Genomic DNA, 22,593 nt, shown 5'->3' with positions numbered 1-22,593 from the left:
TCGAACTTGCCTAGATTGGATTAGTGAAGAATCCCTTGTTCCTTGGTGTACAACAGCTCTTCCATTAGCGTATAAGCGTTTTCATTGCCAGGCACATTAAACAGCACCATCAAAATGATCCATTTGAGGTCTTCAAGCTCAAACTCGCTCGTTTCTAGCCCCATCACTCGGTCAATCACCATTTCACGAGTTTCTGTCGTCAACACATTGATTTGCTCAAGGAACAATAAAAAGCCTCGGCACTCCAAATCCAAACGCTGCATCTCTTTTGCAGTGTAGATACGAGTCGATGATGACGCGATACAAGCCGAAATCGCAGAAGATGTATCACTTTGCTGCAGCGCTGCGAGCTCTTCTAACCAGACAAGGGCTTTGTAGATATCTTTTTGTTGGAAGCCAGCGCGAAGCAATTCTTCTTCCAACTCGTCTTGTTCGACCTGTAACTCTGCATCGCTATGGATGTAGGTTTCGAATAGATACATCAGTATATCCATCATCATAGCTAGCCCCTCCCCTTTCGAATATAGCCACCTGAAACCGCAACAACATGCCCAGAGAGCTCAAGCTCTAAGAGCTGCATCATGACTTCTTGGACAGGTATATTGGTCCTGTTTGCAAGAATATCAACCGGTGTAGCTTCACTTCCTACGTTAGCTAACAGCTGAGGAAATGGCAATTCTTCTTCATCATTTAACGTAGAAAATAAATCGATACTTTGATTAACAGACCAATCGAGTAAAGACTGTATTTCATCGAGGATATCTTGGGTTTTCTCTACGAGGCAGGCACCGTTGCGAATCAATTGGTTACCACCACTAGCATTGCGAGCATTAATTGAGGCCGGCAGCGCAAACACTTCTCGCCCTTGCTCAAGGGCATAACGCGCGGTAATAAGCGAGCCACTTTTCTCGGCCGCTTCCACCACTAACACACCTAACGATAAGCCGCTAATGATACGGTTTCGACGCGGAAAGTTTTCTGCTCGAGGCTTGGCATTGGGACGAAACTCAGAAACCAGTGCACCATTCTCTGTTACTCGCTGCGCTAAACTACGATGACGAGCAGGATAAATATGTTCTAAACCAGACCCGAGCACAGCTATCGTCTTACCACCCGCTTGTAGCGCACCATCATGAGCATGGCCATCAATCCCAAGCGCTAAGCCGCTAGTGACAATCAATTCTTGTTGAGCCAACTCTGCCGCAAATTGACGTGCATGGTGTAAACCATCAAAACTGGCGTTACGGCTGCCCACCATGGCTATTTGTGGTTGCGATAAAAAGGTAGGATTCCCCTCGACAAATAACAACGGAGGCGGAGCGACAACTTGCTTGAGTAAAGGGGGATATAAAGGATCGGCCAGCGTCAGAATGTGATGATTTGTAGAAGTGGCTAGCCACGTTAAACAAGCATCGACCTCTTTATCGGCCGAAGCCCAAGCTTGCAACTGTTTGTTCGTCAAACCCAATTGATAGAGCTGATCAGAAGAGGAACTGATGATATTGCGAGGCGTATCTTTGGCGAGCAGCTTATTCATTTTGACCCCACCGATGCCTGGCAAGCAACTCAGCTTAAGCCAGGCAGCAAGGTCACTGTCGTTATTGCGTGGTTTCATTGGTGGTCGACTCTTGCGTCAGAGGCGAAACCACAGAGACCTCTTTATTGATGGGTTTAGTGCTGGTTGTGATCAACGCCAAGCTAAAGTACTCATAAGGACGAATGACCAGCAACTCGCCAACTTTGCTTTGAGGTAAGGTTATTTTCTTATCGAGAACACCAAACTCTTTCTTGAATTCATCGCCATCTTTGTAAACGGGATGCGCGTCTTCTTTTAAATCAAACACACTGCCTTGTTTCAGACTGTCAGACGTCCCTTTATCAATCACCACGACTTGGTTGGTTGAGCTAAAACGAATACCTTCGATATTGCCTAGCAACTTTGCAGAACTGCCTTGTGGAGACGGCATAGGGTAGAACGTAGTTGTGAAGTCAGTGTTCTCAACCGATTGATTTGGCAACGCGATATCGTTGCGCAGGATTTCTTGCAATTGAGACGTAATCTTCAAACCAGAATAATCGCTCGAAGCCTCAACGAGTTCGCCTTTTGCAATCAAACGCAGCGCAGTGATCTCTTTAGACACATCGTCACGCGAAAAGGTTTCTACCGGTCGGTAAATAGCCCAGCCTGTAGCGGTCTGCTTGCCATCGATGTACAGCACATCTTCTGCCGTCAGATATTTACTGCCTTTGCTGCTGCCCATCACTTTTGCAGCATTGTTCAACGCATCTTGATCCAGCAACCGATCCGATTTGAGATACGGCATCACCAAACCTTCCGCTACCGTTGGTACGGCTTTCTTTTCTGTGATGCGTGCTTTCGGGCTCAGCTTCTTAACCGGTTTTAGGCTCAACACGGGCTGACCGTTAATCCACACCAAAGACAGCTTATCTCCGGGATAAATTAAATGAGGGTTATCGATGTCTGGATTGACTTGCCACAAACGAGGCCACAACCACGGGCTATCTAAGTACATGGCCGAAATATCCCATAGCGTATCGCCCTTCACGACTACATACGTTTGTGGCGCATCATCTTTAACAGTCAGTGGTTTAGCATCCACATTTGCTACAGCGTTGAAAGAGAAAAGTAACGGCAACGTAACACTGGCAACGTTGCGGAAAATTCGATTCATGACCCTCGTCCTTGGTCTGTTAAGCAGGAACCAGAATGGAAATTGGTGCAAGGATGCTGTCATTTAGGCTATAAAATGTCTAGAATTGAGCCAACAAGGTTTGTGCTGTTTCGGCACAGTTCAATATTTCGAGTGAATATGTCTGTATTACAAGTATTAACATTCCCAGATGATCGCCTGCGCACGGTCGCGAAGCCTGTTGACGCGGTGACTCCTGAGATTCAAAAAATCGTCGATGACATGATTGAAACCATGTACGACGAAGAAGGTATTGGCCTTGCTGCAACGCAGGTTGATATCCACAAACGTATCGTAGTGATTGATATTTCAGAAACTCGCGATGAGCCGATGGTGCTAATCAACCCTGAGATTCTGGAAAAGCGTGGCGAAGATGGCATCGAAGAAGGCTGTCTGTCGGTACCAGGTGCACGCGCACTTGTGCCTCGCGCTGCAGAAGTTACCGTTAAAGCACTGGATCGTGATGGCAAAGAGTTCACCTTTGAAGCCGACGACCTGCTAGCGATTTGTGTTCAACACGAGCTTGATCACCTACAAGGTAAGCTATTCGTGGATTACCTATCACCCCTGAAACGCAAACGCATTCAGGACAAGCTAGCAAAAATCAAACGCTTTAACGAGAAGCAGCAAAACGCTTAATCTCGAACCATACCAATTAGAAGGAAGTCTACCTTGAGTCAGTCTTTACGTATTGTCTTTGCAGGTACTCCGGATTTCGCCGCCCGTCACTTGGCGGCGTTGTTGTCTTCGGAGCATGAAGTAATCGCGGTTTACACAAACCCAGATCGTCCAGCGGGTCGTGGCAAGAAATTGGCTGCGCCACCGGTAAAACAACTGGCGCTGGAACACAACATCCCGGTTTACCAACCTGAAAGCTTTAAGTCCGACGAAGCGAAACAAGAACTTGCCGACCTGAACGCCGATCTCATGGTTGTCGTGGCGTACGGTATGCTCCTGCCACAAGCGGTTCTTGATACCCCTAAACTGGGTTGTATCAACGTACATGGTTCTATCCTACCTCGTTGGCGTGGTGCGGCTCCAATCCAACGCTCTATTTGGGCGGGCGATGCAGAAACTGGCGTGACCATCATGCAGATGGACATCGGTCTCGACACTGGTGATATGCTGAAGATTGCAACTCTACCAATCGAAGCGACAGATACCAGCGCTTCAATGTACGAAAAATTGGCGGAGCTTGGTCCAGAAGCCCTGATTGACTGCCTAGCAGACATTGCTGCGGGTAAAGCAGTGCCAGTGCAGCAAGACGATGAGCTAGCGAACTATGCGAAAAAACTCAGCAAAGAAGAAGCACGCATCAACTGGAACGACGATGCGGCGCACATTGAGCGCTGCGTTCGTGCATTTAACCCATGGCCAATGAGCCACTTTGAGGCGGCAGAAAACAGCATCAAAGTATGGCAAAGCCGTGTGGCAGAGCAAACCAGTGACAAGCCAGCCGGCACCATCGTGCAAGCAGATAAAACCGGTATCTATGTTGTGACAGGCAACGGTGTACTGGTGCTAGAGCAACTGCAAGTTCCTGGCAAAAAAGCCATGTCAGTTCAGGATATTCTGAACTCACGTGCAGCTTGGTTTGAAGTCGGCACTCTGCTGGTTTAAGCCATACTAGGGGTTATTATCCCCAATAATACGAACTTTTAGAGGGCAGAGATGCCCTCCTTTACTTTAAGGTACTCATCATGAATGTTCGCGCTGCGGCTGCTAACGTCCTGTATCTTGTCGTCGACAAGGGCCACTCACTTTCAAGCGCTCTTCCAGCGGCTCAACAAACGGTACGACCTCGTGACCACGCTCTGCTACAAGAGATCTGTTACGGTGCGCTACGTTACCTACCTCGCCTAGAAATGATCGCAAACCAGTTGATGGATAAGCCGCTCAAAGGCAAACAACGTGTATTCCATCACCTAATTCTGGTTGGTATTTACCAACTGAGCTTCATGCGTATTCCTGCGCACGCAGCAGTCGGTGAAACGGTTGAAGGCACTAAAGAGCTGAAAGGTCCTCGTCTACGTGGTTTGATTAACGCTGTATTGCGTAACTACCAACGCAACCAAGAAGAACTCGACCAAATGGCCGTCAGCAACAACGCTGGCAAGTACGGTCACCCAAGCTGGTTACTAAAACTGCTGCAAGAGGCCTACCCACAGCAATGGGAAAGCATTGTTGAAGCGAACAACCAAAAAGCACCAATGTGGCTGCGTGTGAACCATCAACACCACACTCGTGATGAATACCTTGCGCTGCTCAAAAATGAAAACATTGATAGCACGCCACACACAGAAGCAATGGACGCCATAAAATTGGCCGCACCATGTGACGTGATAAAGCTACCTGGCTTTGATAAAGGTTGGGTTTCGGTACAAGATGCGGCGGCGCAGCTCTCGATCAACTACCTAAAACCACAAGACGGCGAACTGATTTTAGATTGCTGTGCAGCGCCAGGTGGCAAAACTGCGCACATTCTAGAGCGCACGTCGGGCAGTGAAGTGGTCGCGATTGACTGCGACGACACACGCTTGAAACGTGTGCATGAAAACCTGAAGCGTCTCAACCTTCAGGCAAAAGTGGTTTGCGGTGATGCGCGTAATCCACAAGAATGGTGGCAAGGCGAGCAATTTGATCGCATTTTGCTGGATGCCCCATGTTCTGCGACTGGCGTGATTCGTCGTCACCCAGACATCAAATGGCTACGTCGTGCAGACGACATCGCCGCATTAGCAGAGCTACAAAGTGAAATTTTTGATGCCATGTGGACGCAACTGAAACCCGGCGGCACAATGGTTTACGCGACTTGTTCAATCACACCGCAAGAAAACGTGGAGCAAGTAAAAGCGTTTTTAGCACGTACCGCGGATGCGCAACTGCTGGATTCTGATCCCGACCAGCCTGGTCGTCAAATTCTACCAGGCGAAGAAGATATGGATGGTTTCTACTACGCAGTGCTAACTAAAACACACGCGTAACAGCATGCTAAATAGGGCGATTGGAGTGATTTCAATCGCCTTTTTCAGATAACGAGAAAAGAGTATGAAGATCATTATTCTTGGTGCAGGTCAGGTTGGCGGCACTCTGGCAGAAAACCTAGTGGGTGAAAACAACGACATCACCATCGTCGACAACAATGCCGACCGACTGCGTGAATTGCAGGACAAATACGACCTGCGTGTGGTCAATGGCCATGCGAGCCACCCCGACGTGCTGCACGAAGCTGGTGCGCAAGACGCCGATATGCTCGTCGCAGTAACCAACACTGATGAAACCAACATGGCCGCCTGTCAGGTCGCGTTCACTCTATTCAACACCCCAAACCGCGTTGCACGTATTCGCTCTCCAGAATACTTGGCAGAAAAAGAAGCCCTGTTTAAATCTGGCGCCATTCCTGTCGATCACCTTATAGCCCCAGAAGAACTCGTTACGAGCTACATCGAACGTCTGATCCAATACCCGGGCGCGCTGCAAGTGGTGAGCTTTGCTGAACAGAAAGTTAGCCTAGTGGCGGTAAAAGCCTACTACGGTGGCCCGTTGGTGGGTAACGCGCTGTCTGCTTTGCGTGAGCACATGCCGCACATTGATACCCGTGTGGCAGCGATTTTCCGTCAAGGCCGTCCGATTCGCCCGCAAGGCACCACCATTATTGAAGCCGATGATGAAGTGTTCTTCGTCGCCGCAAGCAACCACATTCGCTCTGTAATGAGTGAGCTACAGCGCCTAGAAAAACCTTACCGCCGCATCATGATTGTTGGCGGGGGTAACATCGGCGCAAGCTTGGCAAAACGCCTAGAGCAAACTTACAGCGTGAAGCTGATTGAGCGCGACTATCAGCGTGCAGAAAAGCTGTCTGAGCAATTAGAGAACACCATCGTGTTCTGTGGCGATGCCGCAGACCAAGAACTGCTGACTGAAGAAAACATCGACCAAGTTGACGTATTCATCGCTCTCACCAACGAAGATGAAACCAACATCATGTCCGCTATGCTGGCAAAACGCATGGGCGCGAAGAAGGTAATGGTACTGATCCAACGCGGCGCGTACGTTGACTTAGTCCAAGGCGGCGTGATTGATGTGGCCATCTCACCACAGCAAGCGACCATTTCCGCCTTGCTGACGCACGTTCGCCGTGCAGACATCGTAAACGTATCGTCTCTGCGTCGCGGTGCGGCGGAAGCTATCGAAGCCGTAGCGCACGGTGACGAAACCACATCCAAAGTGGTTGGCCGAGCGATTGGTGACATTAAACTGCCACCGGGAACCACCATTGGTGCTGTCGTTCGTGGCGAAGAAGTTCTTATCGCACACGATCGTACCGTCATCGAGCAAGATGACCACGTCGTGATGTTCTTGGTCGACAAAAAGTACGTACCAGACGTCGAAGCGCTGTTCCAGCCGAGCCCATTCTTCCTCTAGGATTTTCCTATGGTCAACTTACGTCCCGTACTGTTTGTTATCGGGCTGGTTTTATCCAAACTGGCCCTTTTTATGTACGTGCCGACTTTGGTCGCTTTCTTCACAGGTACGGGCGGTTTCCTCGATTTCGCCCAAGCCGTTGTGATCACGCACCTTGCCGCCTTCATCTGTTTGACGATTGGCCGAACCGCCAAGTTCAAACTCAGTGTGCGCGACATGTTCCTCATCACCAGTTTGGTCTGGACCATCGCCAGCGCGTTCGCCGCGTTGCCATTTGTGCTCATTAACCACATCAGCTTCACCGATGCCTACTTCGAAACCATGTCGGGCATCACCACCACGGGCTCCACAGTGCTCAGTGGCTTGGACAACATGGCGCCGAGCATTTTGTTATGGCGCTCCATCTTGCAATGGCTGGGTGGCATTGGCTTTATCGTAATGGCGGTGGCAATCCTACCCATGTTGAACGTCGGTGGTATGAAGCTATTCCAAACGGAATCGTCCGACTGGTCAGATAAAAGCAGCCCAAGAGCCAAAACCGTAGCGAAGAACATCGTGTTGGTGTATCTGATCTTAACAGGCATGTGCATTGGTGGTTATGTTCTGACGGGCATGAACCTGTTTGAAGCAATCAACCACGCCTTTACCACCCTATCTACCGGCGGTTACTCGACCTCCGATAGCTCGATGAACAACTTCTCCAACGGCGCGCACTGGGTCGCGACCACTTTCATGTTCTTGGGCGGTCTGCCATTTCTATTGTTTGTTGCCGCTTTACGCAAACGCAGCATCGATATTCTGGTCAAAGATGCACAGGTACGGGGCTTTGCATACTTGTTCTTGTTCTCAAGCTTAGTGGTTGCCGCTTGGCTAGTGATTCGCGATGGTTACACCATTTTGGATGCCCTGCGAGTGTCAATGTTCAACATCGTTTCTGTGGTGACAACCACCGGGTTCGGCTTGGAAGATTTCACCGCTTGGGGCGCTCTGCCAACCACGCTCTTTGCCTTCTTAATGATGGCAGGGGCATGTTCTGGCTCAACCGCAGGCGGGATTAAAATCTTCCGTTTCCAAATTGCTATGACGCTGTTGAACAAACAGATCATGAAACTGATTCATCCATCCGGCGTTTTCGTGCAACGTTACAACCAACGTCCTGTGAACGACGACATCGTGCGCTCTGTGGTGGCGTTTGGGTTGATGTTCTTTATCACCATCATCTTTATCGCTGGCTGTTTAAGTGCGCTTGGTCTTGATCCCGTGACCAGCATTTCTGGCTCAATCACCGCCGTTGCCAACGTGGGTCCTGGCATGGGTAGCGTGATCGGCCCAACAGGAAACTTCGCGCCACTACCAGATGCCGCTAAATGGCTTCTAAGCTTTGGTATGTTGATGGGCCGCTTGGAAATTCTGACTATTCTTGTACTGTTCTTCCCTGCGTTTTGGCGCCGTTAAGCAGACACAAATAAAAGGTATAACAATGAAAACATGGATCACTCTGGCGACCCTACTCGCCACCTCATCCGCCTACGCCGCTGAAGTCGTCACTTTAGCCGACGGTCGAGAAGTGAAGTTGAACGATGACTTTACTTGGGAATACGTGATGACACGTTCTGCGCCAAAAGAGGCCGTAGCCCAAACCACAACCAGCGCGGTTGAAACCGTCGCAGCTCCTGCGATTGCGACAATTCCGGTCGTAACAAAAACCGTCGGCACAACCGTGGTTGTGAACGCGAAAAAACCAACCATGCAGTTGTCAGACTCAGGGGTCGACGTACTGATTGGCTCTGCGAGCTACGAAGGTGGTGAACTGGTACTGCCAACGTCTATCACCAACCAAAGCTCTCAATCTGTCATTCAGGTGGAAGTTGAGGTACAAGTGTTTGATATGTCTGGCAAGCAACTGGCGAAAGAAAAGGTCACGGTTTGGCAATCCATCAAACGAATGGCGGATACCTACCTGCGACCACAGCAAGCAGAACAAGGTAAGAGCATTAAACTGGCCGTGTCACAATCTCAGCAATACCAGTTGTCTGCCAAAGTGTTAGAAGTGAAAACTCGCTAATACGGGTCTGATATTCTTTGTCGAGCGTATCTTGCCACGCTGACGCGTGAGGCTTAGGTCGCTAAGTTTAGATAGGCTCGACAAAGTAATAAATTGCGAAGAAGTGACACACACAACCCGCTAAAACGAAGCCGTGCCAAATCGCATGGTTAAAGGGGATACGCTTCGCAACGTAGAAAATCACCCCTAGCGAGTACACCAAACCGCCCACCGCAAGCAGCGTAAGTCCACCGATATCCAGATTGATCGCCAACTGATAAATCACAATCAACGACAGCCATCCCATCACCAAATAAGTCATCAGCGACAACTTCTTAAAGCGATAAACAAACGCGACCTTCATGATGATGCCGAGCAAAGCAATGCTCCAGATAACGATCATCAAGCCAAACGCAAGTGGCGTGCGTAAACTCACCAACAAAAATGGCGTGTAACTGCCAGCAATAAGCAGATAAATAGCGCAATGGTCGAAGGTTTTCAGCCAGCGTTTCGCTTTAGGGTGAGGGATCGCGTGGTACAGCGTTGAGGCTAAAAACAGCACAATAATACTGGAGCCGTAGATCGCCATGCTTGTCACGGTCAATGTGTCAGCTTGGTGGTTTGTCGCTTTGATTAACAACAGGATTAACCCGACAATGCCGAAAATCATCCCAATACCGTGCGTGATGGTGTTGGCAAGCTCTTCACTTTGACTGTATTGAGGTTTCTGCGGTGAGGACATCAATGCGCCTATACTAGAGTTTTGAATATTCGCTCTAGTATGGCACATTAAGCGTACACGTGTAAGCTAAAATTAAGACTCGTGAATCGCGGTCGTTTGGTCGAGGTAATTGAGGACAAGCTCACCCACTTCTTCCAAGTTTGTTGTCACCGGAATACACAGTTCGCGCTTGAGTTTTCCACTGCCGAGCAAGCTGGCAAGCATACCGCGAGAGCCACTGCGAGTGCGGTCAATCTCAAACCAAAGCTTGAGGTTTTGCTCATCACGATGCGCGACAAACTCTAACTCGCGCCATACGCCATGATACGGGCCATCAGTGGGCACCATTTCAAACTCTTGTACAAATGGCAGTTCGAAACCTTTTGCCTCTTCACATTCGACTTGGCGAATACGCAAGCCTTGGGCTTCAAACGCTGACAATATGGCATCCATAAGTGGGTCGGGTCTAACGGTGAGAATGTCTTTGTCGGTAGGGTCAAGCGCCATCGCCACATCTAAGCCGGTTTCTAGCCAGACTTTTGCATCGCCGATGGTCACTGGTGTGTTCCAAGGCACGTCGAGTTTGACGTCGAAGGTGCGCTCTTCACCAGGATGAATCGTAAAGGCGTACGGGAGATTCCATTTCGCCAAGACATGCGTTTGCGGTACTCGACGCATGCTGTGCCCTTCTCGCGCACCACGGTCGTCCGGAGCCTCTGCGATGTAGCGGCAACAAAGCTTCATATCGATATTATCGATCGCTTGTTCTGTCGCGCCACCATAAACGTGAATAGAAACATCCACACTTTGACCGGGATAAAGCACATCCTGATTTAGAATCGAATCTACCTTAGCGCTGCCGATCCCAAAGCTCGCAAGTGTCTTCTTCAAAAATGACATATGCACCTCCTTTGTCGAGATCTCATACTACTACTGCTGATCATGGGATCAAAACAAATTTTTGCGTCGATCCGAGCGACAAAATAACAAAATCGAGAGAATTCAATTGCTCAACTATCGACCAATTATAACAAGGGTGCTAACCTATACATGATATGCATGCATATCGGTATTCCTGACTCATTTATTGGACTGGCGAAAGCCAAAAGAGCCACCCTTCAAGCAGTTGAAGCTCAACTCATAATGAATCAGGCCATTACATCGGCAATGGATATGCCTGGCAGTTAGGTAATCGAATGCGCCCAACTACAGTCAGGTTCGCACACACCAATACAAGTGCAATGCGCCGCCGCAGTGGCTTCACTACTGCATCTAAGGCAAAACAAGTTGCGCCAGCTATGACACTGGTTGAGAAGACAGCAATAGTGTCGAGTGTTACAACCAAAGTTATCAAAGCAGCTTAACCAAAAGCGCGGCGCCAGCTGCGCTTTTTCTTTTCCTTCCTTTTCTATTTGTCTTCGCGATGCAATTTGATACCTTAAGCGCAAATACTTATAAATATTGTGGAGAAAGAAATGAAGTGTCATCGCATAGAAGAGCTACTTGAGCTATTAGAGCCTGAGTGGCAAAAAGACCAAGAAATGAACCTGCTGCAATTCATCGTCAAACTGGCGCAAGAGGCAGGCTACGACGGCAAGTTGGAAGATCTCTCCGACGACGTACTGATCTACCATCTTAAAATGCGCAACAGCAGCAAAGACGAAATGATCCCGGGCCTGAAGAAAGACCAAGAAGATGACTTCAAAACCGCCATCTTACGTGCTCGCGGCATCATCAAATAAACACGTCTCACGACTTTCGAAGCGACTCCTCAGAGTCGCTTTTTTTATAACTAAATCAAATAGATTCTTAATACTGTTATAACTGTTCAGCCGTTTATTAGGTTAACTGTACTGACTTTTGTTGTTAAACGTAGACTGCGTTAAAGAAAAGGAATTGTTATTGCTTGTATAATCGCCGTTTATCAGTATTAACTAAAATAATTAATAGCAATGTCACAGAGCGACAACACCAGAAATGTCGCCGTACATTATAAAAAAGCCTAAGAAGGATGAGTGCATGAGTCAGGATAAGATCGATATCAAAGATGTGACTCCCAAGACTTTCAACCCGAAAACCCACAAAGGAAACGGGGATCGTTTTAACCCAAGCAATCGCATCTACGTTCGAGAAAGTAAAGGGACTTACCAAAAACTGCGTCGCTACGGTGGTTGGTTCTTACTGCTACTGTTTGCTTTGGTACCGTGGATCCCATACGGCGAGCGACAAGCGATCTTGCTTGATATCGGCAACCAGCAGTTCAACTTTTTCGGCACCACGCTTTATCCGCAAGATCTGACCCTACTCGCTCTGCTCTTTGTGATCGCCGCGTTTGGCCTGTTCTTCATTACCACCTTTTTAGGCCGAGTCTGGTGTGGCTATCTCTGCCCGCAAACCGTGTGGACCTTCATGTACATCTGGTTTGAAGAAAAACTCGAAGGCAGCGCGAATAAACGTCGCAAACAAGACGCCAATAAACTCACCGCCAACTTAGCCATGCGTAAAACACTCAAGCACATCGCTTGGTTTGCTATCGCGCTCGCCACAGGCTTCACCTTTGTTGGTTACTTTGTACCGATGAAACAGCTGGTGATTGATTTCTTCACCTTCAACGCGAACTTCTGGCCAGTATTCTGGGTGATGTTCTTTGCCATCTGTACTTACGGCAACGCAGGTTGGATGCGCTCAATCATGTGTATTCACATGTGTCCTTACGCGCGTTTTCAATCAGCGATGTTCGACAAAGACACGTTCATCGTCGGTTACGATACCAAACGTGGTGAAAAGCGCGGTCCGCGTTCACGTAAAGCCGATCCAAAACAACTTGGCTTGGGCGACTGTATCGACTGTGATTTGTGTGTTCAGGTATGCCCAACTGGCATCGATATCCGTGATGGTTTGCAGTATGAGTGTATCAACTGTGGTGCATGTATTGATGCGTGTGACAACACCATGGAACGCATGGGTTACGAGAAAGGCCTAATCAACTACACCACAGAGCATCGTCTCTCAGGTAAGAGTACCAAGGTCATGCGTCCAAAACTGCTTGGCTATGGTGCGGTACTACTAGTGATGATTGGTTTGTTCTTCCTCCAAGTCGCATCGGTTGATCCTGCAGGCATGAGCGTACTGCGTGACCGTAACCAATTATTCCGAGTGAACAGCTCTGGCGAAGTGGAAAACACCTACACGCTGAAAGTCATCAACAAAACTCAACAAGTTCAAGAATACGATTTGAATGTAGAAGGACTAAGTGATGTCAGCTGGTATGGCAAACAAACCATTCAAGTTGAACCGGGTGAAGTATTGAACTTACCAATGAGCCTTGGCGCAGATCCTGACAAGCTAGACTCTGCGATCACGACAATTCAGTTTATACTCACCGATAAGAGCAACGAATTCACTATCGAAGTAGAAAGCCGATTTATCAAGAAGCTATAACTTCGATGACTAATGGAAAAAGGCTCAGCAATGAGCCTTTTTATTTATATGTCCCAAGGTACTTTCAACTTTGATGCCCTCACGCCCGACTTTATGTGGTATGCGCTAGAGAGCATCGGCATTCGAGCAGAATCGGGCTTTCTTGCTCTCAACAGCTATGAAAACCGCGTTTACCAGTTTACTGACGAAGAACGCCAGCGCTACGTGGTGAAGTTCTACCGTCCAGAACGCTGGAGCAATGAGCAGATTCAAGAAGAACACGACTTCACCCTTGAACTGATCGAAAGCGAAATCCCTGTCGCACCACCTATACTTATCAACGGTGAAACACTGCATCATTATCAAGGTTATGGCTTTGCTTTGTTTGAAAGTGTCGGCGGTCGTCAATACGAAGTCGATAACTTAGATCAGCTCGAAGGTGTAGGTCGTTTCCTCGGCCGTATCCATAAAGTAGGTAGCCGACAAGCCTTCCAACATAGACCAACTATTGGCTTACAAGAATACCTCTATCAACCGAGAGAGATTCTGCAAAACGCCAACATGATTCCGATGCATTTGGAGAACAGCTTCTTCAATGATTTGGATATGCTGATCAAGTCGATTGAAAACCACTGGCAAGAAGGCTTTAACACCATTCGGCTGCATGGCGATTGCCACCCAGGGAACATCTTATGGCGTGATGGCCCAATGTTTGTCGATTTGGATGACTCACGTAATGGCCCTGCGGTCCAAGATTTATGGATGCTGCTCAACGGCGAACGCCAAGACAAACTGATGCAATTAGATATTGTTTTAGAAGGTTACCAAGAGTTTTGCGATTTTAACTCGGCAGAATTGAAACTAATCGAGCCTCTTCGCGGTCTACGAATGGTGCACTATATGGCATGGCTAGCAAAACGTTGGCATGACCCGGCATTTCCGCTCGCTTTTCCATGGTTCAATGAGCCAAAATACTGGGAAGGTCAGGTCCTTGCATTTAAAGAGCAGATTGCCAGCTTAGAAGAAGCACCACTGTCTTTAATGCCTCAATGGTAAGTCAGGCCGAACAATTCAAAATGGAGATTATTAAATGAAAAAACTGTTCGCACTGTTTTCTATGCTGATGCTAAGCCTGTCGGCACATGCAGCGCAATTCAAAGAAGGTGAGCACTACAAAGTATTGGATCTAGAGGCGTCGAAAAAGCCTGTCGTGACTGAATTCTTCTCTTTCTACTGTCCACACTGTAATACGTTTGAGCCAATCATCCAGCAACTTAAGAAGCAGCTACCTGAAGGCGCGAAGCTACAAAAGAACCACGTTTCTTTCATGGGCGGCAACATGGGCCCTTCAATGAGCAAAGCCTACGCGACTATGGTTGCACTTAAAGTTGAAGACAAGATGGTGCCAGTGATGTTTAACCGCATTCACAACATGCGTAAAGCACCTCGTGATGATGCAGAGCTTCGTCAAATCTTCCTAGATGAAGGCGTAGACGCGAAGAAATTCGATGCAGCATTCAAAGGCTTTGCGGTTGATTCAATGGTTCGTCGTATGGACAAGCAATTTGAAAATAGCGGCCTAACTGGCGTTCCTGCTGTTATCGTCAACAACAAGTATCTAGTTCAAGCACAAGGTATTAAATCCACTGAGGAATACTTTGCCTTGGTTGATTACCTACTGACGCTTAAGTAACTAGAGTCGAACATCAAACGAAAGGGGAGCATCTTGCTCCCCTTTTTTAATTTTAACCTTTAGGTCTGATTACTTATGGATATCTTGCAGTAACTGATCTTTCTCTTGCCACACATCACCCAACCATTGTTGGAATTGGCGCTTGTATGGCTTGTCATTGAAGTAATCACCCAACACGCGTTCATCGACTGGTAAAACATTTACGCGCACGACAATCTTCGTCATACGTCCCATCATCATGTCTTTAAATGGCTTATTGGTGTTTTCTGGGTACGCTAAGGTCACATCAATGATGTTTTCAAACTGATCACCCATGGCCGCTAATGTGTAAGCAATGCCACCTGATTTTGGCTGCAGCAAATGTTGATAACCCGCACGACTCTTGCGTTGCTTTTCCTCGGTGAAACGAGTGCCTTCAACGTAATTTACTACCGTAGTTGGCGTGTGTTTGAACTTTGCACAAGAACGGCGCGTAGTTTGCAAATCCTGGCCGCGCTTGTGTGGGTTGCGAATCAAATACTCTCGAGAATAGCGACGCATAAATGGCATATCCAGCGCCCAGCAAGCCATACCAATAAAAGGCACATACAATAATTGCTGTTTTAAGAAAAATTTTGGCATTGGAATGCGATCTTTAAATACGCAGCACAGCACAACAATATCCGTCCAACTGAGGTGATTGCTGATCAGCAAATACCAACCATCTTTTTTCAGATTCTCGATGCCTTGAACGTCCCACTCCACACGGTTAGACAAGGCAAGAATCCCCGCATTGACGGTCGCCCAAATCCACATCACTTTGTTGGCAGCTTCCGTCCCTTTAGCTTTTAACTGCGCGGTCGGAAGTAGGATCTTAAAAATAGCGATGACACAAATTACGAGTGAACAAATCGCAGAATTGAGGATCACAAAAGAAGCGTTAAAAAAAAATAACAAATATGCCAACATGATAACCAAACAACAGTGATAAGGTGTGAGTAATAAAACAGCGTGTAATTATACTGCTCCGTTGCCACATTGGAACATTTGTGAGAATGGTCAGATTTGTTTTATGTAAACCCAGACTCATATCAAAATCACAATATTCATTCGACAACAAGGAGATAACGAATGAAACCAAGGCTAACCCTTTTGCCTTTGGCCTTTGTCGTCAGTGCTGCTCAGGCTCAACTCGCTGAAACTGCAGGGTTCAGCGGCGAAATCTCAATCAATGCTGGTGTGATTTCATCGGAATCGAACTTTAATACCGACAACAGCAAAACCATCGACTCGTTAAACCAAAGCGCTGAAAGCGACACAACCGTCATCGCAGCGCCGCTCGGAAGTATCGCCTACACGTTTGGTCACCAGCTCAACCACCAAGTGTATGCTGGTACAACGCGTTCCGATGTGGCAGTCGGTACACTGGCTTTTCAATTAGGCTATCAGTACGAACTACCGTCAGGCACAGTATTGGATGTCTCTTACCTTCCGACCGTCCTCAAAGGCGAAACGTGGCGTAATCCTTATCAAGTAGGTACGGCTCGTAAAACAACAGATGAAGGTGGTAACGCCTATCGATTTCAAATCAAAGGTTTGGTCGATAGAAACTTCACCCTCGATTTAGCTTATGCCGATAAAGATGTCGAACAAGATGAAGTCACCGACCATTCACTCGCGCGTGATGCCAGTATTTATTACGTAAAAGGCGAATATCGTATTTCACTAGACCAAACATCGCTACTGCAACCCGCGTTCACCTACATCAACCAAGATGCGGATGGAAAAGCAGAATCGTATGACTCTTATGCCTTTGACGTAAGTTGGTTTAAGTTCATCAACCGTCATCGTTTAGCCTTAACCGCAGGCTATGCACTCAAAGATTATCAATCGGCGAGCCAAACTTTTGCGAAAACGCGCAGTGATGACACCTTGAGTTTGTTTGCCGCTTACGAATACCAAAACGTGTTTGATTGGCAGAACTGGTCGTTCATTTCCTTCGCGGGTTATAGCCAAACCGATTCAAACATCACCTTTTATGACGAAAATGAATACCTTTTGTCGTTAGGCTTTAACTACAGCTTCTAACATGGTTCTCGCGGCGAACATGTGAATACTCGCCGCGAACTCCTCTCAAATGACCACTACACGGCTTGAGCCGTGAGTTGTTTCAGCAATCGGTCCATCGCGCGATACCCCAAAGCTTCAGCCAGATGAGGCCGCTCAATCTGCTCAGCACCTTCTAAATCCGCTATCGTACGGGCTACTTTAATGATGCGATGATAGGCACGAATCGATAATCCCAGCCGATGGAGTGCAGTTTCGAGAAACTCCGCATCGCTTTTTTGCAACGGACAAAATGCCTCAATCTCACGGCTGCCAAGCAGTGCGTTTACTTTGCCGTTTCGATTGAGCATGCTCTCGCGAGCAAGACTGACGCGCTCTTTGACGAGTTCCGTGGGTTCACCTCGATCACCACCTTCCGCCAACGTGCCTTTTGGTAAGGATGGAATTTCTAACGACATATCAAAACGGTCGAGAAGCGGTCCCGATAAACGACCTAAGTAACGCAAAATAGCTTGAGGGTTAGTGCGAGCTTGATTCCCTTCGTAATAGCCAGTTGGGCTTGGATTCAACGCGCCCACCAGCTGAAAACGAGCAGGAAAACGCGTTTTTCCTTGTGCGCGCGAAATGATGATCTCACCCGACTCCAGTGGTTCTCGTAATGAGTCCAACACTTTACGGTCAAACTCCGGCATTTTCCTAATATCGAGTTTGAGTAATAAAAATTGTCAATTTGAGGTTTGAAATGTTGTGAGTGTTGTCAGAGTTAGTGGAGCACATCGCTTCAGATGCTAGCGGAACGATAGTGTCATTAATTTTTGTATATAGTCGAGCAAGTAGCTATGTTACCTATTCAATCTAACGTCTTCATCTAGCCCCTCCTCATGAATGAATATTCACTTAATCGTTAGGTGCAACAACTAATTCAGTCACAGAATTCAGATAAAGAGCGAAACTGCCAGCTAAAACAGTTATGCCCCAAAATCATTTAGAGTAAATGCTCTTTAATATCTTGCTGATGTAAATTTACCCTACAAAAAATTATCCGATAGAATACAAATCAACACGACTTGCCCCTTTACTATGCTTGTTTGACTTGGCAATTTGCCTATTTAATTGGTTAAATCATCATGTAATCTTGTTGAGGATGATAAATCACTGAAAATATTGTTATTATCCTTTTTATTTATCAGTAAAACCGATTCCCATGAGATATGAATCCGCTCCTGTAGCCCCAGAAGAAAGACAAGAAACCACTAGAGAACGAGCAACACGTCAACGCCGAGAACGTCAGGAAGAGCTGAGATCTACCGCGAGCGATGAGAAACGATGGGCTGAAAACAGAGAGCGCGTTCTTGCTGAACGCAAAGCTGTCCAACAAGCTTACGACCTAACAGAAAAAGAATGGAACGATGATTTACAAAAGCGAGCTAAAGAATATCAGTGGGACACTTCTCAACAAGAGAACGTGAGTATTGCGGTACTGACTGTTGAAGAAGGTAACGAGTATTTAGACTTGCTCATCAAAGACTCGCATGGACAACTTTCGAACGGCAAGGACTACACTGGCGTAGGTATGGGGCTTAAAGGCGCTTATGAGGTCGCTAAAGAGCTTGGTGGATGGGGAGCAACTGCCAAAGCTGTAAATATCAATGGTGTAATGAATATTGTGGTTGAGAACTACAAGCCTAAATATTTAGACCTAGGTATCCGTTGGCAAGAAGCAACACCACAAATGCTTAAAATTGGTCACGCCCTAAATACCGTTCAAGGCAATGTCAGTTTCTTGAAAGGCAACATCTATGTAGAGCTTGTGTTTAGTGGTGCGGTTAATGCAGTTGACTACATTTTGCATGATGAAAAAACGCTAGGTGAAGTGGTCGGCCAATTTACAGCGGATATATCTAAAGGTGTGGTTGCAGGTGTAATAGCTCAAGGTGCTACTTTAGTATTAAGAGCTGGATTAATCCTAGCGTTTGCTACCCCGCCTACAGCATTGTTACTAGGTTTCTTTGCCATAAGTGCATTTTACATTGGTAAGAAAGTATCTGAAGTAGATGACAAATATAGATATACTGAACCAATGAAGAAAGAAGTTGAGAGATTAATTGATGAAAATTAACCGCTTAAAGGCATTTGCTTTCTGTTTGATTTTTTCATCACTTTTCCTACTATCGGCTCACGATGTTATGGAGGTGTTTGATGCACATAAACTGCTTCATGATAGAATAGTCGTAAGTGGAGCGATTAATGATGCTTCTACATTTGCTTTTTCTTGGGCAATGTTTGTTGTGTCTGTATTCATGGTCATCTGCCTAATTACAGGGAAAAAGCTCCTCTGGATACCCAAGATATTTATAATCATTCTTGGGGGGATATCTGTATTAGCTTTTCTAACTGGCTGGAAGGTAAATGGAGCATTGAAGGTAAAACTTCATGAGAAAAGCTATATCGAATGCACCTCTGAACGAGAACTCACATTAAAATCCTCAAGTCGGACCTATGTTTTAGACCCTAGTTTGTGTGATTAAAATTGTCTTTCACGCTTTTGGCCACCACTCTGTTAGCGTATGTACACGTCATGCGCTAACTCTCCCAAAGCCGTTTTTTAATGCTTGAAGTTACTCATTAATTTCCAATGTTCAATTTTCCGAAACATCATTCTGGACGTTTCAGCTAGATCCTGTGTGATTACCAAGGGAGCCTGACGGGATAAATCCCAAGCGACTTTGTCGTTCACCTTTAAGTCTAGCCCACAGGCTAGACTTCTTTATTTAATGCCGCTGAGCGTTGTATTCTCAGCGCTCTGGTATTCAGTGCCTCGCGCTTCCAGATATTTCGTATCGTGCAACTGCTGACGGTGATGTTGTACTCCTTCTTTAGCATGGTTCTCAACTGTACTGAGGTTTGATACGGATTGTTTAAGGTCAGCTCGATAATTTTATGTTCGGTTTCTTCAGGTATGCTGTTTTTGCTGCGGTGCAGCGGTTTGTTAATGCGCTTAAGGCCAAGGATGCCTTCCTCGGCTAATACCTTTTGATAGTTGTAGATACTTCGGCGCGAGCAACCAGTGAGCCGAGCGGCTTCCGTCGCATTACCCAGGCGGTCGGCAAGCTCGATGACATCCAACTTGCGCTGGACTTCCATCCCATACTCACTCGCTCTTGGTGGCTCTTCTAACTCGGTAATATGCAGTTTTCGGTGACCAAAATAGGCTGAGAATGCACCATCGAACTGACAGCGTATTTCCAGTTTCTGATTGACGATGGAGTGCCTTATGGGCGAGTCGATGAGATACATTTTATTGTTATAACTGAAGGTATGATCTCGGCGAACCTTGCGATATTCCTTGTGAACACAGACCGTATCAAGGTTGATGTGTTCAGGTACAACCTTGAACGCCGACCTCGGGTTCTTCGCCTGTACCGCGATTTTCTGTTGCCAGTATAGTGGAATGAATTGGTTTTGAAGATACTCGTTGGCGCTTTGAATATCGGTAATATGATGCAGCCGAAGCTCTGGAACCAGCCTGTCTTGGAACGTATCGAATGCCCGTTCGACACGTCCTTTGCCTTGGGGCGAATTCGCAAAGATGATTTCGATCCCTAGCTCTTCACAAGCGCGTTGCATCTGAGAGAAGTTACTGCGTTTTGGACCACCGAATATACCCGCTCTATCGACGTAGAGCGTCTTAAACAGACCTCGCTTTTCGATATACGCCTTCATGACTTTCATACAGCCTTCCGTGGTTTCGGAAGGGAAGAACTCGGCATGGATATCACTGGTCGCATCGTCGATGATGGCAATCAAGCATGAGCGATGCTCACCAAACCATTGATGCGGACTGCCGTCCATTTGCAGCATCAGTCCAGGCTGCTCCATTCGTTCCCTGTACTTTCTTACTCGGCTACGACGACGCTTGGCTCGCTTCACATGGTGGATAGCGTGCGCCCACTTTCGCAAAGTTTCCCGCTTGATGGTCAAGCCTTCGTTGACCGTGAGCAACTCGGCCAGATGCTGCAAATTGAAATCGAAGTACTTAGTTTGGATCAGTTGCTGAACCTGTCTTTTTAGTGAATCAGGAGTTTTATTGACAGGCTCACGACCTTTATTGCCATGGACAACAAAGCGTATGCCTTCACGGCGATAGCGGTGGAGATAACGCTCTATGGTACGACGGGATTTATTGAGGAGTTTGGAAGCACTGTTAATGCTGATCTTACCTTGAGTGACTTTAGCGATCACATCAACAGTAAGCTGGGAGCGAGAGTCCATGATGATCATCCTTACTAACCCCTGAATGGTGATTTGACCTATTCAAAGGGTTAGGTATAGAAACGGATCCGTCATTTTCCCTTGGTAATTAATCAACCGACAAAATCGGTTGGTAGTTAAGGTACGACAGAATCGCTTGGTGATCACATTTCAGCTAGATCCTGGTTAGCAAGCCTCTGCCCCATGCTGTGTTAACGTAATTACTCAGTGGCAGATCTTGCCACTGGAATCACAGTACTTTTGTTCATGGTTACCAGCAGAGAGGCCGTGGAAGGAAACTCCCAAAAGCTTTCATTTTTAACGCTTATTGCGCAATCTTTCATGTGAATAACTATTCATATTACTCTAATGAGAAGCGCCTCCTAATCCAAACTTCTTGAACAATAAAGGCTACAAGGCAAAGTGCAAGAGGGCCCCATAACTGAAAAGCAATACAGCCTGAGGTGGCATAAAACAAAAAAGTATCAATATTTATCAGGAAATTATGCTCTTTCCTCTCAATGCCTTCGGAGCCATAATACTTCTCCATTTCATGGAAAGCCTCTTCATTTAAAAATTCAGATATGAGCATACGCCTTGATAGATACCAAATTACTATGAAGAATATCGAACTAGGAGCAATGAAGTTCTTCCCATGTTCTCGTCCGAAATCATATGGCCAAATATCAACAATGGCCTTGTAGTCAACGAGTTGGAGTAATAGTAGAAAAAACAAAGTTATATACACATAACTTAGAAGCCAATTAAGTTCAGTTATTGATTTCTCGAAAGCATTTTTTTCGGGAAAATCTCTCTCTATTTTAAGCCTGCCATAATGAATATTATATGTGATTAGTTTTATATTTTTTAACATACAGCATTGAAATTATTTACTAAAAGAAAAGACAATATCGCACTTCCCATCATACAGTATGTGACTAAACACAAACTCTAGTTTAAAAGGTAAATAAGAGAAGTTGGGTCAGCAAATGTCTTTGCATGAAAACTCACTATTTATGATTATTGCAATTTATACTTTCGAAAAGTACCATGCACAGAATTGTCCAGAACCTTCCATCTCAGGTACTGCGGTAAGTGGTGCCTGATTGCATTTTGAGATACGAGAAGTTATCTGAAAGCGGGATTGTAGAGCATTTAATTTAACTCACTAATTAGATGGTACGCCCCACACCTACACTAAACTCAGCTATGTCGCTGAACTTCGGGAGGTGCCATCATGTCGGCTATTAAAATTATCGGTATTGATCTAGGTAAATCTACT

General features: G+C 46.6%; 22 protein-coding genes and 1 pseudogene. 14 read left to right on the top strand and 9 right to left on the bottom strand.

The genetic code is table 11. The features are described from left to right. Positions 1 to 20 precede the first annotated feature (20 nt). The 3 genes from NL646_RS22360 to NL646_RS22350 are packed head-to-tail and all read right to left on the bottom strand — an operon-like array spanning position 21 to position 2,693. On the bottom strand, positions 21 to 500 hold the full coding sequence (locus NL646_RS22360) for a DUF494 family protein (protein WP_005461440.1): 480 nt from the start codon (positions 498 to 500) through the stop codon (positions 21 to 23). A 2-nt stretch (positions 501 to 502) separates the two neighbouring features. Further along, positions 503 to 1,615, bottom strand: a complete 1,113-nt coding sequence (gene dprA / locus NL646_RS22355) for a DNA-processing protein DprA (protein WP_031828952.1) — start codon at positions 1,613 to 1,615, stop codon at positions 503 to 505. Then, positions 1,599 to 2,693 (bottom strand): LysM peptidoglycan-binding domain-containing protein, encoded by a 1,095-nt coding sequence (locus NL646_RS22350; protein ID WP_005461388.1) that lies wholly within the window; start codon positions 2,691 to 2,693, stop codon positions 1,599 to 1,601. Before NL646_RS22350 ends, dprA begins: the two co-directional genes overlap by 17 nt. Before the next feature lie 138 nt (positions 2,694 to 2,831). Between NL646_RS22350 and def the strand changes: the two genes are divergently transcribed. From def to NL646_RS22320, 6 genes are all read left to right on the top strand, one after another. After that, positions 2,832 to 3,350 (top strand): peptide deformylase, encoded by a 519-nt coding sequence (def, locus tag NL646_RS22345; RefSeq protein ID WP_005461416.1) that lies wholly within the window; start codon positions 2,832 to 2,834, stop codon positions 3,348 to 3,350. 33 nt (positions 3,351 to 3,383) lie between these two features. Further along, positions 3,384 to 4,331, top strand: coding sequence for a methionyl-tRNA formyltransferase (gene fmt / locus NL646_RS22340; RefSeq protein WP_029804725.1), 948 nt, complete (start codon positions 3,384 to 3,386; stop codon positions 4,329 to 4,331). 80 nt (positions 4,332 to 4,411) lie between these two features. Further along, positions 4,412 to 5,695 carry a 16S rRNA (cytosine(967)-C(5))-methyltransferase RsmB gene (gene rsmB, locus NL646_RS22335; protein WP_025588393.1) on the top strand — a complete coding sequence of 428 codons (1,284 nt, stop codon included), beginning with the start codon at positions 4,412 to 4,414 and terminating at the stop codon, positions 5,693 to 5,695. Positions 5,696 to 5,759: 64 nt separating this feature from the next. Beyond that, a complete protein-coding gene (trkA, locus tag NL646_RS22330; protein ID WP_005461427.1) occupies positions 5,760 to 7,136 on the top strand; it encodes a Trk system potassium transporter TrkA in 1,377 nt (458 codons plus the stop codon). Between the two features lie 9 nt (positions 7,137 to 7,145). Then, the gene (locus tag NL646_RS22325) at positions 7,146 to 8,591 is read left to right on the top strand and encodes a TrkH family potassium uptake protein (protein ID WP_140302993.1); all 1,446 of its coding nucleotides are present in this window, start codon (positions 7,146 to 7,148) and stop codon (positions 8,589 to 8,591) included. A gap of 25 nt (positions 8,592 to 8,616) precedes the next feature. Next, entirely contained in the window at positions 8,617 to 9,201 is a 585-nt protein-coding gene (locus NL646_RS22320) for a DUF3157 family protein (protein WP_180761163.1), read from the top strand. Between the two features lie 67 nt (positions 9,202 to 9,268). Here the strand turns inward: NL646_RS22320 and NL646_RS22315 are convergent, their stop codons facing one another. Next, positions 9,269 to 9,922, bottom strand: a complete 654-nt coding sequence (locus NL646_RS22315) for a hemolysin III family protein (RefSeq protein ID WP_005461458.1) — start codon at positions 9,920 to 9,922, stop codon at positions 9,269 to 9,271. Between the two features lie 72 nt (positions 9,923 to 9,994). Continuing rightward, positions 9,995 to 10,801 carry a sporulation protein gene (locus NL646_RS22310; protein WP_180761164.1) on the bottom strand — a complete coding sequence of 269 codons (807 nt, stop codon included), beginning with the start codon at positions 10,799 to 10,801 and terminating at the stop codon, positions 9,995 to 9,997. Positions 10,802 to 11,097: 296 nt separating this feature from the next. Here NL646_RS22310 and NL646_RS22305 point away from each other — a divergent pair, with 296 nt between their 5' ends. From NL646_RS22305 to NL646_RS22285, 5 genes are all read left to right on the top strand, one after another. Further along, positions 11,098 to 11,265, top strand: a complete 168-nt coding sequence (locus NL646_RS22305) for a hypothetical protein (RefSeq protein ID WP_011106137.1) — start codon at positions 11,098 to 11,100, stop codon at positions 11,263 to 11,265. 111 nt (positions 11,266 to 11,376) lie between these two features. After that, positions 11,377 to 11,643, top strand: coding sequence for a YihD family protein (locus NL646_RS22300; RefSeq protein WP_005461387.1), 267 nt, complete (start codon positions 11,377 to 11,379; stop codon positions 11,641 to 11,643). A gap of 277 nt (positions 11,644 to 11,920) precedes the next feature. After that, positions 11,921 to 13,342: a cytochrome c oxidase accessory protein CcoG gene (ccoG, locus tag NL646_RS22295; RefSeq protein WP_253664698.1), complete on the top strand. Its 1,422-nt coding sequence runs from the start codon at positions 11,921 to 11,923 to the stop codon at positions 13,340 to 13,342. Between the two features lie 48 nt (positions 13,343 to 13,390). Beyond that, positions 13,391 to 14,377: a serine/threonine protein kinase gene (locus NL646_RS22290; RefSeq protein ID WP_253664701.1), complete on the top strand. Its 987-nt coding sequence runs from the start codon at positions 13,391 to 13,393 to the stop codon at positions 14,375 to 14,377. A 34-nt stretch (positions 14,378 to 14,411) separates the two neighbouring features. Continuing rightward, positions 14,412 to 15,014: a thiol:disulfide interchange protein DsbA/DsbL gene (locus NL646_RS22285; protein WP_005429765.1), complete on the top strand. Its 603-nt coding sequence runs from the start codon at positions 14,412 to 14,414 to the stop codon at positions 15,012 to 15,014. Positions 15,015 to 15,083: 69 nt separating this feature from the next. On the opposite strand, the gene NL646_RS22280 is transcribed toward NL646_RS22285, so the two are convergent. Then, positions 15,084 to 15,962 carry an acyltransferase gene (locus NL646_RS22280; RefSeq protein WP_253664697.1) on the bottom strand — a complete coding sequence of 293 codons (879 nt, stop codon included), beginning with the start codon at positions 15,960 to 15,962 and terminating at the stop codon, positions 15,084 to 15,086. A gap of 162 nt (positions 15,963 to 16,124) precedes the next feature. Here NL646_RS22280 and NL646_RS22275 point away from each other — a divergent pair, with 162 nt between their 5' ends. Next, entirely contained in the window at positions 16,125 to 17,081 is a 957-nt protein-coding gene (locus NL646_RS22275) for a DUF2860 domain-containing protein (RefSeq protein ID WP_025636110.1), read from the top strand. Positions 17,082 to 17,137: 56 nt separating this feature from the next. Here the strand turns inward: NL646_RS22275 and NL646_RS22270 are convergent. Continuing rightward, positions 17,138 to 17,776 (bottom strand): annotated as a pseudogene (locus tag NL646_RS22270) (ATP-binding protein); the annotation flags it as partial. Between the two features lie 488 nt (positions 17,777 to 18,264). Here NL646_RS22270 and NL646_RS22265 point away from each other — a divergent pair. Next, a complete protein-coding gene (locus NL646_RS22265) occupies positions 18,265 to 19,179 on the top strand; it encodes a hypothetical protein (protein ID WP_140134517.1) in 915 nt (304 codons plus the stop codon). Beyond that, entirely contained in the window at positions 19,169 to 19,588 is a 420-nt protein-coding gene (locus NL646_RS22260; RefSeq protein ID WP_140134519.1) for a DUF1240 domain-containing protein, read from the top strand. The genes NL646_RS22265 and NL646_RS22260 overlap by 11 nt, the downstream gene beginning before the upstream one ends. 229 nt (positions 19,589 to 19,817) lie before the next feature. Here the strand turns inward: NL646_RS22260 and NL646_RS22255 are convergent, their stop codons facing one another. Beyond that, on the bottom strand, positions 19,818 to 21,341 hold the full coding sequence (locus NL646_RS22255; RefSeq protein ID WP_253664696.1) for an ISNCY family transposase: 1,524 nt from the start codon (positions 21,339 to 21,341) through the stop codon (positions 19,818 to 19,820). A gap of 331 nt (positions 21,342 to 21,672) precedes the next feature. After that, positions 21,673 to 22,185, bottom strand: a complete 513-nt coding sequence (locus NL646_RS22250; protein ID WP_253664695.1) for a hypothetical protein — start codon at positions 22,183 to 22,185, stop codon at positions 21,673 to 21,675. Positions 22,186 to 22,593 lie beyond the last annotated feature (408 nt).

The organism is Vibrio sp. Y20_XG_PY13 (genome assembly GCF_024181925.1).
Lineage (GTDB): Bacteria > Pseudomonadota > Gammaproteobacteria > Enterobacterales > Vibrionaceae > Vibrio > Vibrio parahaemolyticus.
Note: the sequence above shows the minus strand (reverse complement) of the source record. Positions and strands in the feature narration are given on the sequence as shown.